Genomic DNA, 13,217 nt, shown 5'->3' with positions numbered 1-13,217 from the left:
CGGTCAACCCTTGAGCAGCACCACCAGTGCCCCGGCGCCGCCCTCAGGCGCGCTGGCCTGGGTGAAGGCCAGCACTGCGGCGTGCTGGCCCAGCCAGCGATGGACCTTGCCCTTGAGCACGGGCTGTCGTCCGGGCGAGCCCAGGCCCTTGCCGTGTACCACGCGCAGGCAGCGCCAGCCACGCCGCGCCGCCTCACGCAGGAAGGCGGCGAGTTCGGTGCGCGCCTCGTCGCGGCGCAGGCCGTGCAGGTCGATCTCGCCCTGGATGGCCCAGTGGCCGCGCCGCAGCCGCGTCACCACGTCGACGCCCACGCCCTCGCGCCGAAAGCTCAGGCCGTCGTCGGTAAGCAGCAGCGATTCGATGTCGACCTCGTCGGACAAGGCCTCCTGCAGCGCCGCCGCCTCGTCGGCCTCGCGTTGCAGCGGCAGCGGCAAGGGGCGCGGCAGCAGGTGCAGTGCGCGGCCGTGGTGGGGCAGGGGGGTGACCGGCCCCACAGCGTCGGCGAAGAGCCGGCGCGCCCGCTCGGCCGCGGCCTGCTCGGCGCGCTGGCGCTCGGCCGCCTCGGCGGCGAGCCGGTGGCGCTCGCGCAGTACCTGGCGCAGCGTGGCCAGATCGGCCAGCGACTGCGGCCGGCTGCGGGCTCGTCTCACAGCAAGCCCCGCTCGGCCATCGACACCACCTGGCCCTGGCCGACGATGACGTGGTCGAGCACGCGCACGTCCACCAGCTGCAGCGCGCTCTTGAGCGTCTGGGTCAGGTATTCGTCGGCGCGTGAAGGCTCGGCCAGGCCCGAGGGGTGGTTGTGCGCCAGCACCACCGCGCCGGCGTTCAGCGCCAGCGCGCGCCGCACCACCTCGCGCGGGTAGACGCTGGTCTGGGTGAGGGTGCCGTGGAACATCTTCTCCAGCTCCAGCAGGCGGTGCTGGGCGTCCAGGAACAGCACCGCAAAGACCTCCTCGCCGAGCCCGCCGAGATGCAGCGCCAGGTACTGTTTGACGCGCTCGGGGGCGTCGAATACCGGCGCCTCGCGCAGGGGCTGGGCCAGGGCTCGGCGCGCCATCTCCATCACTGCCAGCAACTCGGCGCGCTTGGCCGGGCCCAGGCCCTTGATGGCCGCCAGCTGGGCCGGCATGGCCTGCAGCAGGCCGGCAAAACCGCCGCAGCCCTTCAGTACGTCTTCGGCAAGCGCGAACACGCCGTGGCCGCGGTAGCCGGTGCGCAGCAGCAGCGCCAGCAGTTCGGTGTCGGCCAGCGCCGCGGCACCGCGGGCCAGCAGCTTCTCGCGCGGGCGCTGATCGGCGGGCAGGTTCTTCATGGGCGGGTGGCGTGGGTGGCCCCGGTAGAATCGCGGCCCAGTCTATGCGACGCCCATGACCCCGCCCGTGACCCTTTCACCAGGCCCCGCCACCGTGAACCTCGTCCAGCCCGGATCGTTTCTCACGCTGCACTTCCGGCTCTCGGGCCCGGACGGCGTCGATCTCATCAACACCTTCGAGGCCAAGCCGGCGACGCTGTCGCTGGGCACCGGCCAGCTCGCGCCGGCCATCGAGGCCTGCCTGCTGGGCCTGGCCGAAGGCGCCCACGAAAGCTTCGACCTTGCCCCCGGTGCCGCCTTCGGCGAGCACAACCCGGCGCTGCTGCAGCGCGTGAAACTGGCCCTGCTGCACGAATGGGGCGACCCCGAGGCCGTCTATGCGGTGGGCGACGTGGTGCAGTTCCCCACGCCCCAGGGCGAGCCGGGCGCCGCTGGCACGGTGCGCGAGTGCGGCCCCGACTGGCTGCTGGTCGACTTCAATCACCCGCTGGCGGGCAAGCCCGTGCGCTTCGAGGCCCGGCTGCTGGGCGTGCTGTGAACGGCGGCGTGAACGGCGGTGAGCGCGGGGCGGTGAGCGATGTGCTGCTGGCCGAGCCGCGCGGATTCTGCGCCGGCGTCGACCGCGCCATCGAGATCGTCGAGCGCGCGCTGACGCTGCACGGCGCGCCCATCTACGTGCGCCACGAGATCGTGCACAACACCTTCGTCGTCGCCGACCTGCGCGCCAAGGGCGCCGTCTTCATCGAGGACCTGGCCGAGGTGCCGCCCGGCGCCACCCTGGTCTTCAGCGCCCACGGCGTGAGCCAGGCGGTGCGCGCCGAGGCGGCGCGGCGCGGCTTCCAGGTCTTCGACGCCACCTGCCCGCTGGTGACCAAGGTCCATGTCGAGGTCGCCAAGCTGGCGCGCGAGGGCTTCGAGTTCATCATGATCGGCCACAAGGGCCACCCCGAGGTCGAGGGCACGATGGGCCAGCTCACCGAGGGCATCTACCTCGTCGAGGACGTGGCCGACGTGGCCGCGGTGCAGCCGCGCGGCGACAAGCTCGCGGTGGTGACCCAGACCACGCTGTCGGTGGACGATGCGGCGGCCATCCTGGCCGAGGTCAAGCGCTGCTTTCCGAAGGTGCGCGAGCCCAAGCAGCAGGACATCTGCTACGCCACCCAGAACCGCCAGGACGCGGTCAAGGTGATGGCACCGCAGGTCGACATCGTCATCGTCGTCGGCAGCCCCACCAGCAGCAACAGCAACCGCCTGCGCGAACTGGCCCAGCGCCTGGGCACGCCGGCCCATATGGTCGAGGGCGCGGCCGATCTGCAGCCGGCCTGGTTCGAGGGCCGCAGCCGCGTCGGCCTGACGGCCGGCGCCTCGGCGCCCGACGTGCTGGTGCAGCAGGTCATCGCGCGCCTGCGCGAACTCGGCGCCACCGCCGTGCGCAAGATGGACGGCGTGGTCGAGAACGTGCACTTCCCGCTGCCGCGCGGGCTGGGAAGCCGCAGCATGGGCGCTGTGGCCCCGGTTCCCGAATCTGCCAGTTCCCGATCCTGACGCCGCCGCTCTTCTGCCTCACACAGGAAGACGGCGCCCCGCGAGGCGCCGTCTGCGCTTGAACCGCATCGCTCCCAAGGATTCACCACCATGCTCGACATCAACCTGCTGCGCCGTGACCTCGACGGCGTGGTGGCGCAACTGCAGCGCCGCAAGAACCCGCAACCCTTCCTCGACGTGGCGCGCTTTTCCGCGTTGGAAGCCGAGCGCAAGCAGATCCAGACCGCCACCGAGCAGTTGCAGGCGCGCCGCAATGCGCTCAGCAAGCAGATCGGCCAGCTCAAGGGCCGTGGCCAGGACACGGCGGCGCAGATGGCCGAAGTGAACGGCATCGCCGACGAACTGGCGGCCGGCGCCAAGCGGCTGGAAGTGCTGCAGGCCGAGCTGCAGGCCATGCTGATGAGCCTGCCCAACCTGCCCCAGGCCGGCGTGCCCGACGGTGCCGACGAGAGCGGCAATGTCGAGGTGCGCCGCTGGGGAACGCCGCCGGCGCTGGCCTTCACGCCGCGCGACCACGTCGACCTCGGCCTGCCGCTGGGTATGGACTTCGAGACCGGTGCCAAGCTCAGCGGCGCCCGCTTCACGCTGCTGCGCGGGCCGGCGGCGCGGCTGCACCGGGCGCTCGCCCAGTTCATGCTGGACACGCAGACGCTGGAGCACGGCTACACCGAGTGCTGGACGCCCTACATCGTCAACCGCGAGGTGCTCGAGGGCACGGGTCAGCTGCCCAAGTTCAAGGAAGACATGTTCTGGGTGCTCAGGGGCGGCGACGAGACGCAAGCCGAGCAGTACCTGATCTCGACCTCGGAGATCTCGCTCACCAACACCGTGCGCGAGCAGATCCTCGATGCCGCCGCGCTGCCCATCAAGCTCACCGCGCATTCGCCCTGCTTTCGCAGCGAGGCCGGCAGCGCCGGGCGCGACACGCGCGGCTTCATCCGCCAGCACCAGTTCGACAAGGTCGAGATGGTGCAGATCACCCATCCCGACCACAGCGATGCCGCGCTTGAGCAGATGGTGGGCCACGCCGAGGCCATCCTCCAAAAGCTTGAACTGCCCTACCGCGTCATCACGCTGTGTACCGGCGACATGGGCTTCGGCTCGAACAAGACTTACGACCTCGAGGTCTGGCTGCCGGCGCAGAACACCTACCGCGAGATCAGCTCGTGCAGCAATTGCGGTGCCTTCCAGGCGCGGCGCATGCAGGCGAGATTCCGCAACGAGCAAGGCAAGCCCGAATTCGTCCACACCCTCAATGGTTCCGGGCTGGCCGTGGGCCGGGCGCTGGTGGCGGTGCTCGAGAACCACCAGCATGCCGACGGATCCATCCGCGTGCCGGCTGCGTTGCAGCCCTACCTTCGCGGCGCCGAAATCCTGCGCCCCTGATGGTCTAGAATCGCAGGCTTCGCCAGACGCGGCACCACCCGCGGCGATGCACCAGGAAAGGTGGCAGAGTGGTCGAATGCACCGGATTCGAAATCCGGCGTACTGGTTCACCAGTACCGAGGGTTCGAATCCCTCCCTTTCCGCCAGACATCAGTTCCAAGGGTAGGCAGCAGTCCCTGGAACCACGCCAAGCCCCGCCCGCCGGGGCTTTTTTGTGCCCTGCGCCTGGCCTGGTCCGCTCGGCGCCCCGAAAGGCACTGGCCGCAGTCGTGAATTGCTGGTGCTTTGCCGCTGCGGCATGGCAGCCATGCCGCTGCTACGTGGTGCCGGAACTGCCGAAGCAGTGACAGGGAAGTTCGCGGCCTGCGGTCTGCGACAGCCTGCCACCGCACGAGACCCGTTCCGCCATGAACGTTGCCCGAACCCAGTCTGGCTTCACCCTGATCGAGTTGATGATCGTGGCGGCCATCGTCGGCCTGCTCTCGTCCGTCGCCCTGCCGTCCTACCAGGGCTATGTCAGCCGGGCACGGGTTTCCGAAGGCCTGGTGCTGGCGGCGCCAGCGCGGGCGTTGGTGGTCGAGAACGCCATGTTCGGCAAGGTGCTGAATTCCGGCTGGACCTCGCCGGCCGCCACGGCCCATGTCGCCAGCATCACCGTCGACGAGGCCCGCGGCCAGATCACCATCACCTACACGGCCGCGGTGGCGCCGGCCGGAGCCAACACGTTGATCCTGGCGCCGCGCATAGGCGCTGCCAACGGCCCGCGGCTGATCGGCACCAGTACCGATTCGACTCCGCCGCAGGGCACGCTGGTCTGGAACTGCAATTCTGCCGACCAGAACCCGCTCACCCACCATGGCACGCTGGGCACGCTCAAGGGCAAGCTCAGCCCGGCCAATTGCCGGAATTGATGCGCTGTTCCAGCGCAATACGAGGGTGGGTCGGCGACGACCCCTGACTAGAATTTCCCCGGCGACGACAGCGCTGGCTGTCCGCCATCGTCCGCGAGGTGCGCTTGCAGTCCCGCGATCTCCTTGCAGGCCCCGCCCCCGGGGCCGGCCCGTAACGGCGCCGGGCCTCCCGGCGAATGCCATGACGCCTACGCTGGACCTGGACCTGAGCACGCTGCAGCGGCTGCCGGCGCTTGCTGCCGTCGCCGAATCCGATCTTCGCGCCACCCTGGTCGCGAGCCGGCGCCGCACGCTCGAATCCGGCACCGGCCTGGTGCCCGAGCTTGACGGCAGCGGCCCCGGGCTGCTGCTTTCGGGTCGGCTTGTGGCCGGCGACGGCCGGGCGACGCTGGGGCCGGGCGACTGGCTGCTGCCGGCGGTGGTGGCCGCTCATCGGGCACAGTCGCCCTGCGTGGTGATCTTTCCGGGCGCCGAGGCGTTGCGCCGCTGGGTAAGGCTGTCGCACGGCCTGGCCGTGGCCCTGGTCGAGGCCCAGATCGGTGCTGCAGGGCCTGTCGCGGCCCCGGCGCGCGAGGCCCTGGCCGAGCCGCGCCTGGTCGAGCAGGTGGGCCGCCAGATGTCGCGCTGCGCGCGTGATCGCCGGCCGCTGGTGATGGCGCGCATCGTCGCCAAGGTGCATGACAGCGACCCGGCAGCCCATGACCAGGCACTGAACCAGGTCGAAACCGCCATCGCCCGCACGGTGCGACCCAACGATGGATTCGGCCGCTACGGCGCCGACGGCTTCTTGCTGTCGCTGGTTGGCGCCGGCCAGGCCGAAGCGGCGGCCGTGGTGCTGCGCCTGCATGCGGCGGGCGTGGCCGCCGCGCCACTGTCATTCGCCACCGGCCTGGCGGCGATGCAGGGCGAGGAAGGCTTCGACGCCGTGGTCGGCCGCGCCGAGGCGGCGCTGCTGCGAGCGCGCGCACTCGGCCGCGACTGCTTCAGTTTCTGAGCCTCGCCGCCGGGGCGGCGACACATCCGGTTGCGCAACGAAACCCCTGGCCATCGAGGCCGGCGGAGGCGGCGCCTATGATGTTTCGATGAGCAGCAACACGGGCACACCGAACATGAAGCGCAGCCACCCGGTGGCCGCCGCCGCGGCGGCAGCACTCGTTTTCAGCTTGCCCCTGCACGCGGGTGCGCAAGATGCGGGCGCGGCATCCGGCGGCACCACGGTCGCCGGCGTCGCGGCCAAGGTGGGCGGCGCCATCGAGCGCGGCGCCAAGGCCGCGGCAAGCGGCATCGAGCGTGGCGCCAGGGCGGCGGAGCGCGGTGTGCGCGTAGGGCTCGAGGCAGCCGCACGCGGCATCGAGCGCGGCGCCCAGGCCACGGCCCGCGCCGCCGGCAGCGTGGCCGGCAAGGTCGAGTCGGCACCGGCCGCCAGGCCCGATTCCAGTTCCTGAAGCGGGTGGACCGGATCTGCGAGCGACCAGGCGGGGCCGCAGCCCGCGGGCTGGCCGCAGGTGCCCTGGCGATGGCGATGATGCTGGCCGGCTGCGCCACCGCACCGCCGACCCAGGCCCAGATCGACGCCCGCCGCCAGGCCGATTTCGACCGCAGCCTGGACAAGTGGCACGGCGCCGATGTGCGCGAACTCAATGCCAAGCTGGGTGCGCCCAACACCCGCACGCGCGCCGCCAACAACACCTCGATACACGAGTATGTGCGCACCGGGCAGTTGCGCGGGCCAGTGGGCATGGTCACCTTCAAGTGCGTGGTGCGATACACCGTCGATGACCGCAGCGCCCGCGTCATCGGCCACCGCATCGAAGGCTGTTGAGGATGCGGCCCATCCTGAACCGGCGCGTGCTTCAAACTCCGCCAAAGTCCACCATGCGCCTTGATCCGGCCCGCCATTGCCCACGTTGCCGCTTCGCGCCAGCCTTCCTGGCGTTGGCTTTGTCGGCGGCGCCCGTCCTGGCCGCGCCACCCCGGCCTGCCGCACCCCCGCTGCAAGGTGTGGTGACCGAGGTCGTCGACGGCAGCACGCTGGCCTTCGCCATGGCTGGCCAGGCCCCGCTGCGGCTGCGGCTGCGCGACATCGAAGTACCCGAGGCCTGCCAGCCGGGCGCTGACGACGCGCGCCGGGCCCTGGCCGAGCGCGCCCAGGGCAAGCCGGCGCTGGTGCAGCTGTCCGGCCGGCGCGACGCCCAGGGCCGCACGCTGGCGGCGGTGCGTGTCGACGAGGCCGACCTGAGTCGGCGCATGGTGGAGGACGGCTTTGCCTGGAGCACGCGCTCCAAGTGGGACCGCGGCCCCCTGGTCAAGCAGGAGCGCATGGCCGAGGCATTGCACCGCGGCCTGCATGGCCACGGCGGCCAGCTCTCGCCGACGGAGTTCCGGCGCCGCCATGGCGCCTGCCCGGCGGCGCCGCGCAAGTAGGCCGAGGCGGCCCGTTTCGGCCTGGAACCGACCGCCTCGGGCAAGGCTATTTCAGTTGCACCCAGCGCAGCTCGAGCGTGTCGTTGGGCCACTGCACGAGTTGCACCTTGCGCGCCATCGCCCAGGTCAGCGTGCGCCGGTAAAGCGGCACCAGCGGCAGATCCTCGGCCGCCAGGCGCAGCACCGTGGTCACCATGGCGCGGCGCCGCGTCAGATCGGGCTCGGTGCGGATGGCGTCGATCAGGCTGTCGAGCTTGGGGTTGCGGTAGCGTCCGGCGTTGAAAGTGCCCAGCCCGTTGCCGTCGTGGCTGCGGAAGAGGCCGTTGAGCGAGTTCCAGGCGTCGGGGGTGGCGGTCCAGCCGAATTCGACAAAGCTGCCCGTGCCCTGGGTCAGCTTGGGGAAGAACTGCCCGGTCGGGCTGCTGCGCAGCGTGGTCCGGATGCCGACCTGGGTGAGCATGGCGGCCATCGCCTGGCAGACGTTCTCGCGCCAGGCGACGTTGACGCAGTCCAGCGTCACCGAGAAGCCGTTGGGGTAGCCGGCCTCGCCCAGCAGCTGGCGGGCGCGCGCCGGGTCGTAGGGCAGTCGCTGGTCAAGCTCGGGCGGCGAGCCATCGACCAGCGGGCTCAGGAAGGCGCCGGTGGGCCGGGCCTGGCCGCGCAGCACCTTGTCGACGATGAGCTGCATATTGAGCGCGTGGTAGACGGCCTTGCGCACGCGCAAATCCTTGAAAGGGTTACGGCCCAGGACGTCGCTGTCCTGCAGCTGGTCGCGCGCCTGGTCGAAGGCCAGGTATTGCTGGCCGATGTCGGCTGTCTGCAGCAGCACGAGGCGCGGATCGGCCTTGAGCCGGGCGATGTCCTGGTAGGGCGGATCGAGCACAAGGTCAACCTCGCCGCTGGCCAGCGCCGCCAGGCGCGTGGCGTCGGACTTGATGGTGACGAAGCTCACCTGTTCGAGCCGGCTGCCGTGGCGCGCATCGGCCCAGCCCCACCAGCCGGAGTGGCGGCGCAGCGTCGTGCGCACATCGGGCTCATAACGCTCCAGACGCACGGGGCCCGTGCCGTTGGCGTTGCGCACGGCATGGGTTTCCTGCTTGGCGTGGAAGTCCTGCGGGCGCTGCACGCCATGCTTCTCGGACCAGGCCTTGCTCATCATCGCCACCAGCGGCAGCTTCTCGGGCAGCACGGCGTCGGGCGCCTCGAGCTGGATCTCTATGGTCAGCGCGTCGAGCTTGCGCACCGCGCTCACCCCGCGCAGCTGGAAGGCGCGCTGCGAACTGGGTGCCAGCGCGCGCTCGAGCGAGAACACCGCGTCGTCGGCGCCGAAGGGCGTGCCGTCGTGGAACTGCACACCCGGGCGCAGGTTGAAGCGCCACACCGTCGGCGACACCGGCTGCCAGCGCAGGGCCAGCGCCGGCTCGAGCTTGAAGTGGGCATCGCGGCCCACCAGCGATTCGTAGACCTGGTGTACCACGCGCGAGTGGTACAGCAGCGACAGCGCATGCGGGTCCATGGTCTGCGGGTCGAAGGCCGAGGCCACGCGCAAGGCCTGTGCCGCGCCGCTCTGGGCCGCGGCGCCCACCGCTCCCAGCGCGAGGCCGGCTGCCAGCACTGCGGTAAACAGGCGGCAGACGAGCGGGGCGAGCAACGGGGTCATGTTTCCGGTCGGCGGGGGGCCGCGCAGGGCGATCAGGCATTGTCCCCATCCAGCCCTTGTCCGGGCTGACATCCAGGCCCTGATCTTCCCTCGCGGGAAAACGCTCAGGCCTCGTCGCGCCGGGCTTGTGCCGCGGCCAGGAAGTCGCGCAGGATGGGGCCGTCGTCCAGCGTCAGCGGGTCATCGGGGCGGTGGAATTCGGGGTGCCATTGCACGCCGGCCACGTAGCCCTGGCCGCCGCGGCGCACGGCCTCGACGGTGCCGTCGTCAGGGCAGATGGCTTCGATCTCGAAGCCGGGCGCCAGATCCTTGATGCCCTGGTGGTGGATGCTGTTGGTATGGGCGCACTCCTGGCCCGGGTAGAGCCCGGCCAGCCGCGTGCCGGCGACGAAGCGCACGCGGTGGAAGTGGCGCTCGTACTGGCCCAGCCGACGGTGCTCCAGCGCTGCGGGCCGCTGCGTCGCAATGTCCTGCAGCAGCGTGCCGCCGAAGCAGACGTTGAGCAGTTGCAGGCCGCGGCAGATGCCGAACACCGGCTTGCCGGCGTCGACGAAGGCGCGGATCAGCTCGATCTCGTAGCGGTCGCGCAGGCGGTCGCCGTGCCAGTCGGGGTGCAGCGGGCGTTCGCCATAGCTCTCGGGCGCGACATCGTTGCCACCCTGCAGCACCAGGCCGTCCAGTGCCTGGGCATAGCGCGCGAGGTCGACGCAGTCGCTGCTCAGCGGGCTCTCGCTGTCGACGGCCGGCACCATCACCGCCAGCGCGCCGCCGGCCAGCAACCAGTGCGCCACTGATTGCTCCAGGTAGTGCAGGGTCTTGGTCCAGACGCCGGGCAATTCGACCCCTGCCGAGCCGGGGGTGTAGATGCGCGAGGAGACGCCGATCAGCAGGGGTTGGGTGGTGGCGGGCATGGGCGCGGATGATGCCGCAAGCGCATGGCCCCGGCGCGCGTGGTGGGAGGCGTGAGCGCCTCAACCGGCCTTGTCGGCGCCCTGGAGAAGCGCCTCGGCGCGCGCCTGCTCGTCGGCCGACAGCGCCGCCGGCACGGCGCGGGCGCGGCCCAGCGTGCGCCACAGCAGCCCGCCGCCTATCAGCAGCAGCAGCACCGGCCCCAGCCACAGCAGCAGCGTCGTCGTCTTGAAAGGCGGGCGGTAGCGCACGAAATCGCCGTAGCGATCGGTCATGTAGGCCACCACCTGGGCCTCGTTGCGGCCGCTGCGCAGTTGTTCGCGCACCTGGTTCTTGAGGTCGACCGCCAGTTCGGCGTGCGAATCGGCCAGCGACTGGTTCTGGCACACCAGGCAGCGCAGCTCGGCCGACACCGCGTTGACGCGGGCCTCGAGCGCGGTGTCGGTGGCGGTGTCGACCGCCGGCGCGGCCTGGGCGCCGGATGTCAACACGGCAAGTGTCAGCACGGCCAGCACCACCTCAGCCAGCCAGCCCGGCAGGCCGCACCTCATCGCTGCAGCCCCTTGATGACCGGCAGCAGCTTGTCGGTCCAGATCGCCTGCGTCAGCGGGCCGACATGCTTGTAGCGGATGACGCCGCTGCCATCGATGACGAAGGTCTCGGGCACGCCGTAGACGCCGTAGTCGATGCCGACGCGGCCGTCGCGGTCCAGCGCCACCCACTGGTAGGGGTTGCCCAGCTTGCGCAGCCACTCCTGGGCATTGCGCGGGTCGTCCTTGTAGTTGAGCCCGGCGACGACGATCTGCTGCTCGCGCGCCAGCGCCACCAGCAGCGGGTGCTCGTCGCGGCAGGGCGCGCACCACGAGGCCCAGACATTGAGCAGCCAGACCCGACCCTGCATGGCTGCGGGCGTGACGGTCTGCGCGCCGTCGTCCAGCCGTGGCAGCGTGAAGGCCGGCGCCGGCTTGCCGATGAAGGGCGAGGGCACCTCGCGCGGGTTCAGGCCCAGGCCCACGCCCAGCATCACGGCCAGCACGGCAAAACCGGCCAGCGGGATGAAACGCGCCAGCTTCACGCCGTCGGCTGCGGCAGGGCGGCCGCAGGCAGGGTGGCGTCGCGCGTCACGGCGACGCGGTAGCGGCGGTCGCTCAAGGCCAGCAATCCGCCCAGGGCCATCACCAGCGCGCCGCCCCAGACCCACACCATGAAGGGCTTGTGGTGTACGCGCAGCGTCCAGGTGCGCTCGCCCAGCGGCTCGCCCAGCGCCACGTACAGATCGCGGGCCAGGCTGGTGGCGATGGCGGCCTCGGTCATGGGCATCTGCTGCACCTTGTAGACGCGCTTCTCGGGCGCCATCGTGAAGGGTGTGAAGCTGGCATCGTCGGGGCGCTTCACTTCGATGCTGCCGCGCACCGCGGCATAGTTGGGACCGCGCGTCTCCTGCACGCCCTGGAAGGTGAAGCGGAAGCCGGCGAGGTCGACATGGTCGCCGATGTTCAGCCGCACATCGCGCTCGGCCTCGTAGCCGCGCACCATGGTCACGCCGACGATGAAGATGCCCACGCCCAGGTGGGCCAGCACCATGCCCCAGAAGCCGAGCGAGGCGCGCGCCAGCTGGCCTGTGCCGCCGCGGGTGCGCAGCAGCAGCAGCGCGGCCGTGCTGGCGAAGACCCACGCAGCCAGGAAGAGGCCCGCCGCCACGCCCAGCGTGAAGCGGCCGGCCAGCCAGGGCAGGGCGGCGGCGATGGCGGTGCTGGCCAGCAGCGGCCACTTCAGGCGCAGCGCCATCTCGGCCACCGTGACCGACTTCCAGCGTGCCAGCGGGCCGGCGCCCATCAGCAGCACCACCGGTGCCATCAGCGGCACGAAAACGGTCTCGAAATAGGGTGCGCCGACGGAGATCTTGCCCAGGCCCAGCGCATCCAGCGCCAGCGGGTAGAGCGTGCCCAGCAGCACGGCCGCTGTGGCCGCCACCAGCAGCAGGTTGTTGCCCAGCAGCAGCGACTCGCGCGAAAGGCGGTCGAAGCGGCCGGCGAAGCCCACGCTGCCGGCGCGCCAGGCAAACAGCGCCAGCGAGCCGCCCACCACCACGGCCAGGAAGGCGAGGATGAAGGCACCGCGCGCCGGGTCGGTGGCGAAGGCATGGACTGACGTGAGCACGCCCGAGCGCACGAGGAAGGTGCCCATCAGGCTGAGGCTGAAGGCGGCGATGGCCAGCAGCACGGTCCAGGCCTTGAAGGCGCCGCGCTTCTCGGCCACGGCCAGCGAATGCAGCAGCGCGGTGCCGGCCAGCCAGGGCATGAAGGAGGCGTTCTCGACCGGATCCCAGAACCACCAGCCGCCCCAGCCCAGCTCGTAATAGGCCCACCAGCTGCCCAGCGCGATGCCCAGGGTCAGGAACATCCAGGCCGCGGTGGTCCAGGGTCGCGACCAGCGTGCCCAGGCGGCGTCGAAGCGGCCCGAGAGCAGGGCCGCCAGCGCGAAGGCAAAAGCCACGGCGAAGCCGACGTAGCCCATGTAGAGCAGGGGCGGGTGGAAGACCATCCCCGGGTCCTGCAGCAGCGGGTTGAGATCGCGCCCCTCCAGCGCCGGCGGCAGCAGGCGCACGAAGGGGTTGGAGGTAGCGAGGATGAAGAGATGGAAGCCGGCGCTGACGAAGCCCATCACGCCCAGCACGCGCGCCACCATCGCCAGCGGCAGCCGGCTCGACAGCAGGCTCACCGCCAGCGTCCAGCCGGCGAGCATGAACACCCACAGCAGCATCGAGCCCTCGTGGCTGCCCCAGGTGGCGGCCAGCTTGTAGGCCATGGGCAACTCGGTGTTGGAGTGCGAGGCCACGTTGACCAGCGAGAAATCGTTGTTCGCGAACGAGGCCATCAGGCTGCCGAAGGCGATGGCGACGAAGATGAAGTGCGCCTGTGCCGCCGGCCGCGCCAGTGCCATCCAGGCGCCGATGCCGCGTGCCGCGCCCAGCGTCGGCAGCAGTGCCAGCGCCAGCGCGACGAAGAACGCCAGGATGAGGGAGAAATGGCCGATCTCGGGCAGCATGGGCGGGCCTCAGCTCAC

General features: G+C 71.0%; 15 protein-coding genes and 1 tRNA gene. 9 read left to right on the top strand and 7 right to left on the bottom strand.

Annotated elements, in window-relative coordinates; all coding sequences use genetic code 11:
* Nucleotides 1-3: 3 nt before the first annotated feature.
* Together JMV16_RS10205 and radC are read right to left on the bottom strand one after the other, a co-directional pair.
* Nucleotides 4-651, bottom strand: coding sequence for a Smr/MutS family protein (locus tag JMV16_RS10205; RefSeq protein WP_236580445.1), 648 nt, complete (start codon nucleotides 649-651; stop codon nucleotides 4-6).
* Entirely contained in the window at nucleotides 648-1,316 is a 669-nt protein-coding gene (gene radC, locus JMV16_RS10200; protein ID WP_201494134.1) for a RadC family protein, read from the bottom strand. The genes JMV16_RS10205 and radC overlap by 4 nt, the downstream gene beginning before the upstream one ends.
* 94 nt (nucleotides 1,317-1,410) lie before the next feature.
* On the opposite strand from radC, the gene JMV16_RS10195 reads away from it, so the two are divergent.
* The 9 genes from JMV16_RS10195 to JMV16_RS10155 all read left to right on the top strand — a co-directional run bounded on the left by JMV16_RS10195 (nucleotide 1,411) and on the right by JMV16_RS10155 (nucleotide 7,582).
* Nucleotides 1,411-1,854, top strand: coding sequence for a peptidylprolyl isomerase (locus JMV16_RS10195; protein WP_236580444.1), 444 nt, complete (start codon nucleotides 1,411-1,413; stop codon nucleotides 1,852-1,854).
* An 8-nt stretch (nucleotides 1,855-1,862) separates the two neighbouring features.
* On the top strand, nucleotides 1,863-2,861 hold the full coding sequence (gene ispH, locus JMV16_RS10190; protein WP_201494132.1) for a 4-hydroxy-3-methylbut-2-enyl diphosphate reductase: 999 nt from the start codon (nucleotides 1,863-1,865) through the stop codon (nucleotides 2,859-2,861).
* A gap of 90 nt (nucleotides 2,862-2,951) precedes the next feature.
* Nucleotides 2,952-4,247 carry a serine--tRNA ligase gene (serS, locus tag JMV16_RS10185; protein WP_201494131.1) on the top strand — a complete coding sequence of 432 codons (1,296 nt, stop codon included), beginning with the start codon at nucleotides 2,952-2,954 and terminating at the stop codon, nucleotides 4,245-4,247.
* Between the two features lie 54 nt (nucleotides 4,248-4,301).
* Nucleotides 4,302-4,393: transfer RNA gene (locus JMV16_RS10180), tRNA-Ser, on the top strand.
* 261 nt (nucleotides 4,394-4,654) lie between these two features.
* Nucleotides 4,655-5,158 (top strand): pilin, encoded by a 504-nt coding sequence (locus tag JMV16_RS10175; RefSeq protein ID WP_201494130.1) that lies wholly within the window; start codon nucleotides 4,655-4,657, stop codon nucleotides 5,156-5,158.
* A gap of 181 nt (nucleotides 5,159-5,339) precedes the next feature.
* A complete protein-coding gene (locus JMV16_RS10170) occupies nucleotides 5,340-6,152 on the top strand; it encodes a diguanylate cyclase (protein WP_201494129.1) in 813 nt (270 codons plus the stop codon).
* Nucleotides 6,153-6,240: 88 nt separating this feature from the next.
* Entirely contained in the window at nucleotides 6,241-6,603 is a 363-nt protein-coding gene (locus JMV16_RS10165) for a hypothetical protein (RefSeq protein WP_201494128.1), read from the top strand.
* Between the two features lie 71 nt (nucleotides 6,604-6,674).
* Nucleotides 6,675-6,980 carry a hypothetical protein gene (locus tag JMV16_RS10160; protein WP_201494127.1) on the top strand — a complete coding sequence of 102 codons (306 nt, stop codon included), beginning with the start codon at nucleotides 6,675-6,677 and terminating at the stop codon, nucleotides 6,978-6,980.
* A gap of 53 nt (nucleotides 6,981-7,033) precedes the next feature.
* Complete coding sequence (locus tag JMV16_RS10155) at nucleotides 7,034-7,582, top strand: thermonuclease family protein (protein ID WP_201494126.1); 549 nt, start codon at nucleotides 7,034-7,036, stop codon at nucleotides 7,580-7,582.
* Nucleotides 7,583-7,628: 46 nt separating this feature from the next.
* On the opposite strand, the gene JMV16_RS10150 is transcribed toward JMV16_RS10155, so the two are convergent.
* From JMV16_RS10150 to JMV16_RS10130, 5 genes are all read right to left on the bottom strand, one after another.
* Nucleotides 7,629-9,233, bottom strand: coding sequence for an ABC transporter substrate-binding protein (locus JMV16_RS10150; protein WP_201494125.1), 1,605 nt, complete (start codon nucleotides 9,231-9,233; stop codon nucleotides 7,629-7,631).
* A 113-nt stretch (nucleotides 9,234-9,346) separates the two neighbouring features.
* Nucleotides 9,347-10,153 (bottom strand): gamma-glutamyl-gamma-aminobutyrate hydrolase family protein, encoded by an 807-nt coding sequence (locus JMV16_RS10145; protein WP_201494124.1) that lies wholly within the window; start codon nucleotides 10,151-10,153, stop codon nucleotides 9,347-9,349.
* 60 nt (nucleotides 10,154-10,213) lie between these two features.
* A complete protein-coding gene (locus tag JMV16_RS10140) occupies nucleotides 10,214-10,702 on the bottom strand; it encodes a cytochrome c-type biogenesis protein CcmH (protein ID WP_201494123.1) in 489 nt (162 codons plus the stop codon).
* Nucleotides 10,699-11,226, bottom strand: a complete 528-nt coding sequence (locus JMV16_RS10135; RefSeq protein WP_310737086.1) for a DsbE family thiol:disulfide interchange protein — start codon at nucleotides 11,224-11,226, stop codon at nucleotides 10,699-10,701. The genes JMV16_RS10140 and JMV16_RS10135 overlap by 4 nt, the downstream gene beginning before the upstream one ends.
* Nucleotides 11,223-13,199 carry a heme lyase CcmF/NrfE family subunit gene (locus JMV16_RS10130; RefSeq protein WP_201494122.1) on the bottom strand — a complete coding sequence of 659 codons (1,977 nt, stop codon included), beginning with the start codon at nucleotides 13,197-13,199 and terminating at the stop codon, nucleotides 11,223-11,225. Before JMV16_RS10130 ends, JMV16_RS10135 begins: the two co-directional genes overlap by 4 nt.
* Nucleotides 13,200-13,217 lie beyond the last annotated feature (18 nt).

The organism is Rubrivivax sp. A210 (assembly GCF_904426505.1).
Taxonomy (GTDB): domain Bacteria; phylum Pseudomonadota; class Gammaproteobacteria; order Burkholderiales; family Burkholderiaceae_C; genus Rubrivivax.
Note: the sequence above shows the minus strand (reverse complement) of the source record. Positions and strands in the feature narration are given on the sequence as shown.